The sequence below is a fragment of the Arcobacter pernae genome, assembly GCF_049472135.1.
Taxonomy (GTDB): Bacteria; Campylobacterota; Campylobacteria; order Campylobacterales; family Arcobacteraceae; genus Arcobacter_B.
This window is the reverse complement of record NZ_JBMOVV010000013.1, coordinates 63,546-77,500: the sequence shown is the minus strand read 5'-3', so window position 1 is coordinate 77,500 and position 13,955 is coordinate 63,546. Positions and strand designations below refer to the sequence as shown.

The 13,955-nt window shown below is 27.3% G+C and carries 14 protein-coding genes and 2 rRNA genes (1 of these 16 only partly in view); 12 read left to right on the top strand and 4 right to left on the bottom strand.

Annotated features, from left to right (window positions below; translation table 11 throughout):
- Both ACH5BF_RS12870 and rrf read left to right on the top strand, forming a co-directional pair.
- Nucleotides 1-974, top strand: a 23S ribosomal RNA gene (locus ACH5BF_RS12870); it begins 1,939 nt to the left of the window's first position.
- A 181-nt stretch (nucleotides 975-1,155) separates the two neighbouring features.
- A 5S ribosomal RNA gene (gene rrf, locus ACH5BF_RS12865) occupies nucleotides 1,156-1,271 on the top strand.
- A gap of 165 nt (nucleotides 1,272-1,436) precedes the next feature.
- Here the strand turns inward: rrf and ACH5BF_RS12860 are convergent.
- The gene (locus tag ACH5BF_RS12860; RefSeq protein ID WP_423274658.1) at nucleotides 1,437-2,141 is read right to left on the bottom strand and encodes a hypothetical protein; all 705 of its coding nucleotides are present in this window, start codon (nucleotides 2,139-2,141) and stop codon (nucleotides 1,437-1,439) included.
- 67 nt (nucleotides 2,142-2,208) lie between these two features.
- Here ACH5BF_RS12860 and ACH5BF_RS12855 point away from each other — a divergent pair, with 67 nt between their 5' ends.
- Nucleotides 2,209-4,980, top strand: a complete 2,772-nt coding sequence (locus ACH5BF_RS12855; RefSeq protein WP_423274657.1) for a DUF3427 domain-containing protein — start codon at nucleotides 2,209-2,211, stop codon at nucleotides 4,978-4,980.
- On the opposite strand, the gene ACH5BF_RS12850 is transcribed toward ACH5BF_RS12855, so the two are convergent.
- A complete protein-coding gene (locus ACH5BF_RS12850; RefSeq protein WP_423274656.1) occupies nucleotides 4,977-5,324 on the bottom strand; it encodes a nucleotide pyrophosphohydrolase in 348 nt (115 codons plus the stop codon). The genes ACH5BF_RS12855 and ACH5BF_RS12850 overlap by 4 nt on opposite strands.
- 110 nt (nucleotides 5,325-5,434) lie before the next feature.
- Here ACH5BF_RS12850 and dksA point away from each other — a divergent pair, with 110 nt between their 5' ends.
- Nucleotides 5,435-5,800: an RNA polymerase-binding protein DksA gene (gene dksA, locus ACH5BF_RS12845; RefSeq protein WP_423274655.1), complete on the top strand. Its 366-nt coding sequence runs from the start codon at nucleotides 5,435-5,437 to the stop codon at nucleotides 5,798-5,800.
- The gene (locus tag ACH5BF_RS12840; protein WP_423274654.1) at nucleotides 5,772-6,800 is read left to right on the top strand and encodes a tRNA pseudouridine(13) synthase TruD; all 1,029 of its coding nucleotides are present in this window, start codon (nucleotides 5,772-5,774) and stop codon (nucleotides 6,798-6,800) included. The genes dksA and ACH5BF_RS12840 overlap by 29 nt, the downstream gene beginning before the upstream one ends.
- A gap of 16 nt (nucleotides 6,801-6,816) precedes the next feature.
- Here the strand turns inward: ACH5BF_RS12840 and ACH5BF_RS12835 are convergent, their stop codons facing one another.
- Together ACH5BF_RS12835 and ACH5BF_RS12830 are read right to left on the bottom strand one after the other, a co-directional pair.
- Nucleotides 6,817-7,800 (bottom strand): hypothetical protein, encoded by a 984-nt coding sequence (locus ACH5BF_RS12835; protein WP_423274653.1) that lies wholly within the window; start codon nucleotides 7,798-7,800, stop codon nucleotides 6,817-6,819.
- An 8-nt stretch (nucleotides 7,801-7,808) separates the two neighbouring features.
- Nucleotides 7,809-8,378: a hypothetical protein gene (locus ACH5BF_RS12830; RefSeq protein ID WP_423274652.1), complete on the bottom strand. Its 570-nt coding sequence runs from the start codon at nucleotides 8,376-8,378 to the stop codon at nucleotides 7,809-7,811.
- A 114-nt stretch (nucleotides 8,379-8,492) separates the two neighbouring features.
- Between ACH5BF_RS12830 and ACH5BF_RS12825 the strand changes: the two genes are divergently transcribed.
- The 7 genes from ACH5BF_RS12825 (at nucleotide 8,493) to ACH5BF_RS12795 (ending at nucleotide 13,924) form a co-directional block, all read left to right on the top strand.
- Nucleotides 8,493-9,794, top strand: coding sequence for a S41 family peptidase (locus ACH5BF_RS12825; RefSeq protein ID WP_423274651.1), 1,302 nt, complete (start codon nucleotides 8,493-8,495; stop codon nucleotides 9,792-9,794).
- A 31-nt stretch (nucleotides 9,795-9,825) separates the two neighbouring features.
- Nucleotides 9,826-10,779: a phosphoribosylaminoimidazolesuccinocarboxamide synthase gene (locus tag ACH5BF_RS12820; RefSeq protein WP_423274650.1), complete on the top strand. Its 954-nt coding sequence runs from the start codon at nucleotides 9,826-9,828 to the stop codon at nucleotides 10,777-10,779.
- Between the two features lie 70 nt (nucleotides 10,780-10,849).
- Nucleotides 10,850-11,095, top strand: coding sequence for a phosphoribosylformylglycinamidine synthase subunit PurS (gene purS / locus ACH5BF_RS12815; protein WP_423274649.1), 246 nt, complete (start codon nucleotides 10,850-10,852; stop codon nucleotides 11,093-11,095).
- Between the two features lies 1 nt (nucleotide 11,096).
- A complete protein-coding gene (gene purQ, locus ACH5BF_RS12810) occupies nucleotides 11,097-11,768 on the top strand; it encodes a phosphoribosylformylglycinamidine synthase I (protein WP_423274648.1) in 672 nt (223 codons plus the stop codon).
- 39 nt (nucleotides 11,769-11,807) lie between these two features.
- A complete protein-coding gene (locus ACH5BF_RS12805; RefSeq protein WP_423274647.1) occupies nucleotides 11,808-12,875 on the top strand; it encodes a hypothetical protein in 1,068 nt (355 codons plus the stop codon).
- Entirely contained in the window at nucleotides 12,862-13,548 is a 687-nt protein-coding gene (locus ACH5BF_RS12800) for a lysophospholipid acyltransferase family protein (protein ID WP_423274645.1), read from the top strand. The genes ACH5BF_RS12805 and ACH5BF_RS12800 overlap by 14 nt, the downstream gene beginning before the upstream one ends.
- A complete protein-coding gene (locus tag ACH5BF_RS12795; protein WP_423274644.1) occupies nucleotides 13,538-13,924 on the top strand; it encodes a fluoride efflux transporter FluC in 387 nt (128 codons plus the stop codon). Before ACH5BF_RS12800 ends, ACH5BF_RS12795 begins: the two co-directional genes overlap by 11 nt.
- The last annotated feature ends 31 nt before the right edge of the window (nucleotides 13,925-13,955 follow it).

Genomic DNA, 13,955 nt, shown 5'->3' with positions numbered 1-13,955 from the left:
CTATAACGGTCCTAAGGTAGCGAAATTCCTTGTCGGTTAAATACCGACCTGCATGAATGGCGTAACGAGATGGGAGCTGTCTCAACCAGGGATCCAGTGAAATTGTAGTGGAGGTGAAAATTCCTCCTACCCGCGGAAAGACGGAAAGACCCCGTGCACCTTTACTACAGCTTGACACTGTAGCTTGGATATTCTTGTGCAGGATAGGTGGGAGGCTTTGATCTATGGACGCCAGTACATAGTGAGCCATCCTTGAGATACCACCCTTGAATATTTGAGTTACTAACTGGGATGAGTTATCCTCATTCAGGACAATGTCTGGTGGGTAGTTTGACTGGGGCGGTCGCCTCCTAAAAAGTAACGGAGGCTTACAAAGGTTAGTTCATGGCGGATGGAAATCGCCAGTTGAGTATAATGGCATAAACTAGCTTGACTGTGAGACATACAAGTCGAACAGAGACGAAAGTCGGTCATAGTGATCCGGTGGTTCTGTGTGGAAGGGCCATCGCTCAAAGGATAAAAGGTACGCCGGGGATAACAGGCTGATCTCCCCCAAGAGCTCACATCGACGGGGAGGTTTGGCACCTCGATGTCGGCTCATCGCATCCTGGGGCTGGAGCAGGTCCCAAGGGTATGGCTGTTCGCCATTTAAAGCGGTACGCGAGCTGGGTTCAGAACGTCGTGAGACAGTTCGGTCCCTATCTTCCGTGGGCGTAGGAAAGTTGAGGAGATTTGTCCCTAGTACGAGAGGACCGGGATGAACGTACCACTAGTGTACCAATTGTTCTGCCAAGGGCATCGTTGGGTAGCTATGTACGGATGTGATAAGAGCTGAAAGCATCTAAGCTCGAAGCCAACTTCAAGATGAACTTTCCCTGAAGATCCCAGTAAGACTAACTGGTTGATAGGCTAGGTGTGTAAGCGTTGTAAGACGTTTAGCTGACTAGTACTAATAGATCGTTTGGCTTTTTTTTAATCAATTTCTTGGTTTACTATCTTATTAAGTTTATTAAAATTTAATAAATGTGTTAACAAAGTTTCTTTGAAAAAATATTAATTTTTTTAAGAATCAATAAGACTTTAACATTATCTTTACACTCATTACCTAATGTGAGTAAAGAGTATACTTTTTACAGTATCTTCTTTACTCATATTGCTGGTGGTTATAGAGAAGTGGAAATACCCAGCCCCATTCCGAACCTGGAAGTCAAGCACTTCATCGCTGATAATACTGCAGGTTTCACTTGTGGAAACGTAGGCCGCTGCCAGCTCTTGAGTTTTTATCTAAAGCTTAGTTCAAAACATTTTTCACATGTTTTTAACTAAGCTTTTTTTTTAGCTATTTTTTTCCCTTATTATTCTTTTTTATTTTTACTTATTTTATTTGTTTTTTTACCTATTCTTTGATGTCTCTATTCTTTGTGTATATATTTCTCCTAAACAAACCTATACCACTCCTCCAAAAATTCCATACGCTTATATACCTTAGCTCCTAATGCTATCTTATACTCCATCTCGCTGTGCCCTAAATTCCAGATTTTATAGTTGTTATTTTTTAGATATTCTCCTGTTAATACTAATTGTAATGTTCCATAATTTTGATATTTCTTTTCTTTACTACTAAATCCTGTAAGTGATGTGTATGTATTACCAATCTTATAACCTACTTCTGCTGCTATAATATTTTTTGATTCTTTGTCTTTTATCGAAAAAGTTTTGATTTTATAGTTATCAGATTTTAATTTATTTAAGTTAATCATTAACTCTATATATTTTCCAGTTAACCAATTTGGCTTATGATATTCATCTAATTTTATTAATATATCTTCTAAATTATTATCTATTTCAAATAGGTAATTGCTCTTTTTTATAAGTTTTCTAACTTTTTTACTTGTATGTAAATCCTCAAATTTTAAAAGAGCATAGGTAAATTGTATTTCAGGAAGTAAATATTGTTCATTATTATCTATTATACTTGTACTAATAAAACCTAATTTACATAGATCAATATAAAATTGTGGTGAAAAGTCATCACTAAAATAGTAGTTAGTTTTTTCATTTAAATAAATTTCATTAATTAAAATATCTTTATCTAGGATATCTTTGTGTTGTAAATAGTAAATTGTATTATTTTCGTTCATATTATTCTTTGTTAAAAAATGGTTTAGTTAAACTACCGTATAATCAGAATTAAAAAAAGATATAGTATTGAATAAATTAATCATTAACAACGATAGTTCAAATTTTTATAATTATATAACAAAACTTTTAAACGAATGTAATTTTTTTATTTTTAATGTTGCATTTATTAACTATTCAGGTTTACAACTATTATTAGATAGTTTTTTAGAATTGGAAAAGAAAAATGTAAAAGGCAAAATATTAACTTCTACTTATTTAAATTTTACAGAACCAAAAGCATTAGAAAAGATAAATCAATTCTCTAATATAAAGTTAAAAATATTTGATTCTACAAATAAAGGCTTTCATTCAAAGGCTTATATATTTGAATTTAATGATAGATATGAAATTTTGGTTGGTTCGTCAAATATTACAGCAAGTGCTTTTAAATCTAATATAGAATGGAATTGCAAAACTATTTCAAAGAAAGACAACTCTTATACTAATGAGATACTTAACAATTTTAAATTACTATGGAATGATTCATATTTTGTAGATGATGAGTTTTTAGATAAATACAAAAGTTTCTATATTAATAAAAATAAAAATAGTTTTATTTTTGAAGATACAATTAAAGCAAATGAGATGCAAATTAAGGCTTTAGAAAAATTAGATTATTTTCGCTTAAAAAAAGAGAATAAAGCATTAGCTATTGCTTCAACTGGTTCAGGTAAAACTTATTTAAGTATATTAGATATTAAGAAGTTTAATCCCTCTTCAATGCTTTTTATTGTTCACAGAGAGAATATTTTAATTAAAGCAATGCAGAGTTTTAGTAAATGCATACTGGATAAAAAAATGGGACTTTTTACTGGTAATAAAAAAGAGTTGCACTGTGAGTATATTTTTTCTACTATTCAATCATTAAGTACTAATTTAGATAGCTTTAATCCTTTGAGTTTTGAATATATTGTTATTGATGAAGCTCACCATATAGCAAGTCCTAGCTATAAAAAAGTTATTGATTATTTCAATCCAAAATTTTTATTAGGTTTAACAGCAACACCAAATAGAATGGATAATGAAAATATATATGAATACTTTGATGAGAATATTGCTTGTGATATAAGATTAAATGAGGCTTTAGAATTTAATCTTATTTCTTCTTTTCACTATTATGGCATAACTGATATTTCAGTGGATTATGAAAATTGTGATTTATCAAGAATTGATGTTTTATCAAAACTTTTAATGATTAACAAAAGAGTTGATTTTATTATAGAAAAAATGAATTTTTATGGTTTTAGTGGATTAAAAAGAAAAGCACTTGCTTTTTGTATTTCAAAAGAACACTGTTTTTTCATGGAAAAAAGTTTTAATAGTAGAGGTATTAAAAGTATAAGTCTAACTAGTGAGGATTCAATTAGTAGAAGGGAAGAGTATATTAAAAAGCTAGAAGATTTAAATGATGACTTAGAAGTTATCTTTTGTGTTGATATTTTTAATGAAGGAATAGATATTCCAAGTATAAATACAATTTTAATGTTAAGACCTACTAACTCCTCAATAGTTTTTGCTCAACAACTAGGTAGAGGTCTTCGAAAACACGAAGAGAAAGATTTTTTAACATTGATTGATTTTATTGGTAATCATGAAAGGGCTTTTTTAATTGCTCTATCAATGGTTGGAGATAAAAAGATTGACAAAGAGAGTGTGAAACTATCTTTATTAAATGATTTCGCTTCATTTCCTAATGCTTTTATTAATATTGATAAAATATCAAAAAGTAGAATTTTAGAACAAATAAATAAAGAGAATTTTAACAGTCTTAAATATTTAAAAGATGAATACTTTAGTTTTAAAGAGCAAGTATTAAAAAATAAAACTCCAATGTTATGTGATTATATAAATTTTGATGAATATGTCGATCCTTTAAAATTCATAAGTGAAACTAAGTCTTATGTAGAGTTTTTAAATAAAGTTGAAAAAGCTGATAATTCTATTGATAGTATATGTAAGGATGAGATTTTTATTAAAGCTATTAGGTTTATTGAATATTTGTTTCCTATTAAGAGAGTACATGAGTTTGTAATTTTGAAATTATTGTTAAAAAAGAAAAATATAAAACTTTTAGATATAAATAATGAATTAGAAAAATATCAAAAAAGAGTTGATATGAAAACTATTTATCATGCTATAAATTTTTTAGAACAAAACTTTTTTGATAAGGCACAGGTTTCAAGATATTTAAAATTAATTGATTTTAATAATGATTTAGTTTATAGAACAAAAGAGTTTGATTTGATTCTTGAAAATATTTATAAAAAAGAGTTTATTGAAGATAGTATTAACTTTGGTCTGATTAATTATGAAAGAAGTTTTGGATTAGATTATTTAGGTTTACCTGCATTAAAATTATATGAAAAATATAATATGTTAAATATTGCTCAATTATGTAATTTTGATAAAATTCACTCTTCTTTTAGAGGTAGTGGTTTTTTAAAATTCAAAGATGATTTTTTCTTATTTATTACTATTGATAAAGATAAATATAAAAAAGCACAAAATTATGTAAATGATTTTATATCAAAAGATATATTAACATATTCAAGTAAACCTAGTCATAGTAGTGATAAAGGTGATGGATTAAAATTAGTTGAAAATAAGAAATACAATGTAAAACTGCATGTTTTTGTAAGGAAATTTGCTAAAGTAGATAAGAAAACACAAAGTTTTATCTATTTAGGTTTAGCAAATACGCTTTCTTACAAAAACAATAAGCCTATTGATTTACAATTAAAACTTGAAAAACCTTTGAGTAATAATCTATTTGAAGAGTTTACAAAAATAATAGATTAAGATTTTTTACTATATTCCATTTTATTGTTGTTCTCATCTAATAAAGGATATTTCTTTTCATTTAATTTCATTTTATCTAGAATGGCTTTTTCTAGATCTATATCAAGTTTAATACATAACCTAATTAAGTAGATTGCTATATCTGCAATCTCTTGTCTTGCATGCTCTTTTTTATTACTTTCTAAATTGATTGATTCTTCAAAATCTAGCCATTGGAAGATTTCTACAAGTTCACTTGCTTCAACACTCAATGCCATTGTTAGGTTCTTTGGATTGTGATGTTTATCCCAATTTCTATCATTTGAAAATTTTAATATTATTTTTTTTAAATTTTCTATGTCCATGCTATGCCTTTGCTGTTTAAATAGTTTATAATTTCAACTATTATAGATACTCTTATATATAATATATATTAAAAAGTATATAATTGCGCCAAAATAAGGAGAACAAATCTATGGCTAGTAAAAAGCAAATAGAAGAGTTAAAAATTGCTTTAGTAGATAGAAGAGAAAAAATTCTTATAAATATCAATGGAAGTAAAGAAAATATTGAAAGTTTAAAAAATCAAGAGATTAATGATGATTTAGACTATGCAGAGTTAGCAAGTGACTCTTTTACGGAAGGAATGATTGCAAATCATCAAATTGAAGAATTAAAACAGATTGATGATGCACTAAAAAGAATTCAAAGTGAAGAGTATGGTAAGTGTGAAATGTGTTCAACAACTATACCAATTGGAAGACTAAAAGCTAAGCCATTTGCAAGATACTGTACAGAGTGTAGAGAAGTATATGAAACTGAACAAAGGAAGAGTTCTTAAAGTGATAAAAAGAGTTTATAATCATAGTGCAAAAGTTTTAAATTTTGAGTTTGTTCAAAATGAAAATGATTTTATAGTAGATGAAATACCTTTGAGATTTTCAAATAGTGGAAATTTCATAATTTTAAAAGTAAAAAAGATAAATCTTGATACATGGGATTTAATAGAAACTTTTGCTAAGTTTTTAAATATTTATACTAATGAAATAGGGTATGCTGGCTTAAAAGATAAAAAAGCTACAACTACTCAATATTTATCTATTCCTAAAAAATACTCTAAAAAACTTCAATCTTTTAGAAATAAAAAGATAGAGATTTTAGAAACAATACTTCATAATAAAAAGTTGAATATTGGAGACTTAAAGGGAAATAGATTTAAAATTAATCTTCATAATACAACAGTTGAAGAACTAAATCATATTCAAAGAAGGTTAAAAAAAATCTCAAAAGAGGGTTTACTAAACTATTTTGGGTACCAAAGATTTGGAAGAGATGTGGAAGAGAATCTACAAAAAGCAAAAGAGTTAGTAACTGGTGAAAAAATTATAAAGGATAAAAAATTAGCAAAAATGTTAATTATGGCTTATCAAAGTAGTTTTTTTAATTCGTGGTTAATTCATAGAACAAAAAATTCAAAGACAAATTTTGATCTGATGAATGGTGATGTATTTCTAGATATTAAAAAGCAAAAATACATTACGCCTAAAATGATAACTAAATCAATAGAAGATAGTGTTTCTATTAAAAATATTGTACCTACTGGACTTTTACCAGGAAGAAGAGTTTTTAGATCTGTTGCTGAAGCTAGAAAGATTGAAGAAATGTTTGATGATACATATATTCAGGAAAAAGGTTATAGAAGAGAAGCTATTGTATTTCCAAGAGATATAGTTTGTAAATATGATAGTGAGAACAAGATTTGTAATTTAGAGTTTAGTTTACCAAAAGGCTCATACGCAACAGTATTAGTTGAGTATCTTGCTAATAAGAACTTCTCATAAATAGTGATAACACTATTTATGGAAGAGTTATAAATTTATTATCGAAATAGATTTTATTATCTAATACAATCATTCTTTCTTCATTGTCAAAATCAAATTCTAAAACTTCATTTTGAGTAAAATCTTTATTTATTTTTATAGCATAACCTTGAGATTCAATTGCATATAAAGAATCTGTAAATGCTAATGCATGAATTTTTGAGTATCTAAATTTCTTTTTAGAAATCTCTTTTAAATCAAGAGAAAGTTTTATTAACTGTCCATCAATTGTTGCAATATATACATACTCGTCTTTTAAAATTATATCTCTAATCTCATAACTCTTTGAAAGGATTTCTTTAGTTGAAATTGATACAACTTTATTTGCTGTTGCTGTAACAAGTGTTTGTGATGGCTTATCTACATCTAAAAAGATTATATTGTTAAATTGTCCTTTTGGGTCAACTGAAATATTCTTAACTGAATCATTACTAATTGTTGATACAATAATTACTTTTCCATTTAATGTTGGAAACAAAATTAAATTTCCCATAAAATATGGGTTTACAACTCTAGTGTCATTTGCAAGTGATTCTTGTAAATAGTCTTTAAAAAGAGTCTTTTTTGTTTTTATATTTATAAGTTCAATTGAATTATCTGAATAAGTTAATGCAAGTTTATCATCTTTTAATGATGCTGCAATAACTACATTATTTAATACAAGTTCTTCGTCACCTATTAATATTCTATCTTTTTTATTAGATGAGATAACTTTTCCATCAACCGATAAGTTTAAAAACTCATAATTTTCAGGAAGTTTAAAATCAGATAAACCATATCTTGTTACAACTTCATTTGACTCTAAAGTTGCACCAACTCTATTCATAGATTTAATTGAAGAAGGTAAAGATGAAGTTTGAACTTGAAGTTCATTTTCAACATCTTCTGGTTCAAAATATTTTTTTGATGAACAAGCTGTAAATAAAACTACAGCTAAAAGTGAAGTTAATATATATTTCATAACTTTCCTTATTTAGTTGCTAAATAGTGATTAAGCAGTTTTGCAAGTTCAAAAGCTTTTGAATCTGTTGGAATAAGTTTTAAAGCAGTTTTTGCTTCTTCATATTTTCCATCATTTGCTAATAATAAAGCTTTATTAAAAATTGCAAATTCTTTTAATAAAAAGTCACTTTGCATAGATAAATCATTTAACTTTTCTACATTGTTTTCATTTAATGCTTTATCGTAAGCTACTAATTCTTTTAAGTATCTAACTTGGATTTCTTCTTTGTTTCCATTTAAATAAGAAGCAACTTGGTAAAGTCTGCTATTAGTCTCTTTTAAAGTAGCTAAAGACTCTTTATCATTTGGATTTGCTAACACAGCTTCAAAGGCTTTATTTGCTTTTATTAGATTTTGTTCATCCATGTAGTTTTTTACATTGAATGCCACAACTAATGCTATAAGTATTAACACAACAGCGATGATAGCAAATTTGTATTTTTTAAATACTCTTTCTACTTTAACAAAGCCTTCTAAAAACTTCTCTTCACTGTTTAGTTCACCTTTTACAAAATCAACATTTTCTTTCATACTCATAATAATTAACCTCTTTATAATATAGATGTATATTACAAAATTTTTGATAAAATCTTACTTTTATAAAATTTTTTGTATAATCTATCTTTATAAATTTAAAAGGTTATATTCAAAATGAAAAAACTAATATTAGCTTCAACTTTAGTAATTACATTAACACAAGCAGTTTTAGCTAAAAACAGTGAGCAATTAGAGGAAGAACCAACAAGGTTTGAATCTTTATCAAAAATGACAAAAGTTATTGGAACTGTTGAAAAATATTATGTTGATGATATTAAATTACAAGAAATAGTAAATAAATCTTTAAAAGGTTTAATGCAAGAACTTGATGCTCATTCAAGTTTCCTTGATAAAAAAGCTTCTAAAGAGATGAGTATTCAAACTAAAGGTGAGTTTGGTGGTTTAGGAATCACTGTTGGTATGAGAGATGGAGCATTAACTGTTATTTCTCCTATTGATGATACTCCAGCTTATAAAGCAGGTATAAAAGCCTCTGACATTATTCTAAAAATTGATGACCAAGCTACATTAAATATGACTTTAGATGAAGCCGTATCTTTAATGAGAGGTAAACCTCAAACAGATATCTTTCTTACAATTGTAAGAGAGGGAGAAAATAAACCTCTTAAAATAAAAATCACAAGAGATATAATTAAAGTAGAATCAGTTTTTGCAAAGAAAATTGAAGGTGAAAAACTACTTTATTTAAGAGTTAGTAGTTTTGATTCTAAAGTAGTAGATGGTTTAGAAAAAGCTATTAAAGAAAATGAAAAAGATATTGATGGAATTGTTTTAGATTTAAGAAATAATCCAGGTGGATTATTATCTCAAGCAATAGGAACAGTAGACTTATTTGTAGATGAGGGAGTAATTGTTTCTCAAAAAGGTAGAGATGAAAGTACAGAAGAAAAGTTCTCAGCAACTGTTTCTGGTACGATAACTAAAAAGCCTGTAGTAGTTTTAGTAAATGCAGGTTCAGCATCTGCTTCTGAAATTGTAAGTGGTTCTTTACAAGACCACAAAAGAGCAATTGTAATTGGAGAGAAAACTTTTGGAAAAGGTTCTGTTCAAGCAGTTTTACCAATCACAAAAGATAGAAGTGAAAATATAAAATTAACAATAGCAAAATACTATTTACCAAGTGGAAGAACAATCCAAGCAACGGGAGTTACACCTGATGTAATTGCCTATTCTGGTGAAGTTCCACAAGATTCAAATTCTGAATTTAAAATAAAAGAAGCTGACTTAAAAAAACACCTTGAAGGTGAACTTGAAAAAGTTGAGGGTAAAGAAGAAAAGAAAAAAGAAGAAAAGAAATCTGATAAGAAAATAGTTTCAAAAGAAGATGTTTTAAAAGACAATCAATTAAATACATCAATTGGTATCTTAAAAAGTTTAATTATTATGAATAAGTAAATTTTACTTATTACACTTGTAGGGGGAATTAATGAAAATTAGTGATATTATATCACTTGGTCTTTGGCCAGAATCTAAAAAAACAACATCTCAAAAAGGTCTTGATGAGTTAGAAAATTTAGGTTATAACCTTTTTTACATTGGTAAAAATGCTGATCTTTATACTTGTCCAGGTGATGAGCCAAAAGTTCTTTTAGTAAGAAGTGATAGATGTTCTGTATTTGATATACCATTAAATTTAGAAATCGAAGGTAAGGGTATTTCACAAACAGCTATTTCTAATAGTGGAGCATTATTTGCTAATAAAGCTGGAATCAAAACAGCAATCTTAAATGAAAAAATTGACCAATCTTTACAGATTGCTCCAAGATGTCAGATGATGGAATTATGTAAGCCATTAGAAGCTGAAATTGATGGTGATGTTGTTCAATTTGAATTCATTTTCAGAAACTATTTAACAGGTTCATTATTTGATGCTTGCCAAAATGGAAATGACCCTTATGGTTTAGAATTAACTTCTGATTTACCACAATGGCACAAATTTGAAAATCCAATCTTTACTCCTACTACAAAAGGTGTAAAGGATGTACCTTTAAACTCTAAAAAAGTTAGAGACCAATTCCCTGAAATTATTAATAGTTTAGAAAATTTATTTAAACAATTCAGTGAATTTGCTTTAGAGAATGAAATTATCGTAGTAGATACTAAATTTGAAGTATTTGTTAACTCTAAAGGTGAATGGTTATTAGGTGATGAAGTTTTAACTCCTGAAAGCTCAAGATTTATTGCAAAAGCTGATTTTGATTCTAAAAACTATATTTCTATGGATAAACAAATTCTTAGAGATTTTGGTAAAGAACAAAATTGGAAAGAACAAGCAAAAAGTTTAAACGCTGGTGAGAAGTTAAATGTAGTTGTTCCACAAGAAATTAAAGACAAAATCTTAAGTGGATATACAACAATTCAAAACAGATTAAGTAAATAAAGAATCTCTCTAAACAATTAAAGAGAGAAATTTAGATATAATCGCAAAAATATTAAAGAGAAGGGAATATATGAAAGCAATTGTAAACGTAGCATTAAAACAAGGTGTATTAGACGATCAAGGTAAAGCAACACATCACGCATTAGATACTTTAGGATTTAAAGAAGTAGTTAAGGATGTAAGAATTGGTAAACAAATTATTATGGAATTGAGTTCTACTAATGAAGCTGAAGCAAAAGAAGAAGTTGTAAAGATGTGTGAGAAGCTTCTTGCTAACACTGTTATTGAAGATTACGAAATAGAAATAGTAGGTTAATATGAAAGTTTCAGTATTACAATTTCCAGGAACTAATTGTGAATATGATACTCAATATGCTTTTGAGAAATTAGGTGCAGAAGTTGAAATAGTTTGGCATAAAGAAAAAAACATCCCAGCAGATACTGATTTATTAGTAATTCCTGGTGGATTTTCTTATGGAGACTATTTAAGATCAGGAGCAATTGCTAGATTTGCAAATATCATGGATTCAGTTCAAAATTATGCTGCTAATGGTGGTAAAATTTTAGGTATTTGTAATGGTTTCCAAATTTTATTAGAAGCTGGTTTATTACCAGGTGCTATGAAAAGAAATAACTCTTTACACTTTATCTCTAAATATAATAATTTAAGAGTTGTAAACAATGACAATAACTTTTTATCTTTAATGAAAAAAGATGAAGTAGTAAATATTCCAGTTGCACACCATGATGGAAACTACTTTATTGATGAAAAAGGTTTAGCACAATTAGAAGAGAATGGTCAAATTTTATTAAAATATTGTGATGAAAATGGTAAAGACATGAGCATTAATGGTTCAGTTGCAAATATTGCAGGTATTTGTAATGAATCTAAAAATGTTTTTGGTTTAATGCCACACCCAGAAAGAGCAATTGAAGATTTACTTGGTTGTGATGATGGTGTAAAAATGTTAAAAGGTTTTTTACAATAAGAAGATAGATTTTCTATCTTCTTAAAAACAAAAGTAATTATGAAAAAAATAATAACTACACTTATCTTTATAAACTTAATATTTTCAATAAATCTATTCGCTGCAAAAAATCTATATCTATCTTATAAAAGTGTTCCTAAAAATGTATATAAAAATCAAAGATTTGAAGTTGTTGTAAAAGCATTAATAACAACTAAATATTTTGATGAAATTAAAACATCTTTTAATGATGGGAATATAAAACCATTAAATTCAAACAGCTCTTGGACTAAAGTTAGTGATAATGTATATGAAAATGCTTTTCATTTTAAAGCAAACTCAAATAACTTTCAAATACCAAATTTAACTGTAAGTTTAGAAAAAAATGGTCAATTAATTGATAGAAGCGTATTAAGTTCTGTTCAGATTAACTATTCTGATATAGCAAAAGGTGATAAGAGATTTACTAATATTATTGCAAAAGATTTAAAGTTAAAAGCGTATAAAACTAAGCAGTATAATAATAAAGAGTCTTTAACTATTATTGATATAGATGCCATAGGTTCAAACCTTGAAGATTTTAAATTACAAGGAATTGAAGAACAAGGTGTATCAAAATTAACAGATAATTATCCAGAACAAAATTTGATTTACTATTTTGTAATGCCTGTACATAAAAAGAAAGTTGTTTTTAATTATTACAATACAACAACTAAAAGTCTTCAAACAGTTACTATTCCTTTAATTTTACAAAATGAATTAGTAAGTACACAAACAGATTTAAATCCAAATGATTCAAGTTTTGAAAAATATAAAAAGATGGCAGTTGCTGCTTTATTTATTATATTTTTAATTGTCTATATAATTAAAAGAAATAAAATTTATTTATTTATTACAATTATTTTATTCATAATTACTTCTATATATTTAATGCCAAATAAAACAGGAATTGTTAAAAAAGATACATTTATTTATATCTTACCTACAAAAAATTCAACAATCTTCTTTAAGTTAGATGAAAAGCAAAAAGTTGAAGTTTTAAATAGTAAAAATGATTTTATTAAAATAATGGGTGTTGACAATAAGTTTATTGGTTGGGTAAAGGAAGAGAACTTTGAAGAAAATTAGAGGAATAATAATTGTAATTCAATTTTCAATTACAGTAGCAATTACTGTAGTTGCTATGTATGCATTTAGAAATCATACTCATAAGATAATTAAAATTTGGATGAAACTTCAAATGTGGTTTTTAGGTATAAAACTAGAAGAACATGGAAAACTTGATCCATCATGTGATATGGTTATCTTAAATCATCAATCTTTACTAGATATTATTGTAATGGAATATATTCATACAAGAGACTTAGCATGGGTAGCAAAAAAAGAGATATCTGATTTATTCTTTTTTGGGCATATTATAAAAGCACCAAGAATGATTAGTATTGATAGAGAAAACAAAGCGGGTATTATTCATTTATTAAAAGAAACAAAAGATAGATTAAGTAAAGGAAGACCTATTGCAATGTTCCCTGAAGGAACTAGATCAAATGGTAAAGAACTGTTATCTTTTAAACCAGGTGCAAAAATGGTTGCAAATAAACATGGTTTAAAAGTTCAACCAGTACTTCTTTTTAATACAAGAAAAATTTTAGATTCTAAAAAACTTGAAGCTCAGCCAGGTATTGTAAAAGTTGTTTATTTAGAACCCGTACAAGCTGATAAAAAAACAGATTGGTTTGAACAAACAGAAGAAAAAATGAATAAAGTTTTTCAAGAAGAGCTAGCTAAAGATGTCTCTTAGTTGGCAAACTATTTTAGCAATTGGAACAGGAGGTTTCCTTGGTGCAATTGCTAGAGCTTATAGTGTTCACTTAAGTAATAAGTATATTCCTTTAGAGTTTCCTATTGGAGTATTATTAGTAAATATTATAGGTTCTTTTTTAATTGGTTTGCTATTTGCTTATTTTAATCATTTTGCTGTTAATGAGAATTTAAAAGTATTTTTAACTACGGGTTTTTTAGGTGCGCTAACTACTTACTCAACTTTCGCAATTGAGTCTTATTTACTATTTAATACATCAATTTTCTTGGCTTTTTCAAATATGTTTTTAAATTTATTCGGAACAGTAATAGCTGCAGGAAGCGCTTACAAACTTTTAAATTTCTTTCTTAAGTAAATTTCTTACACATTATCTTAATCATTTTTTT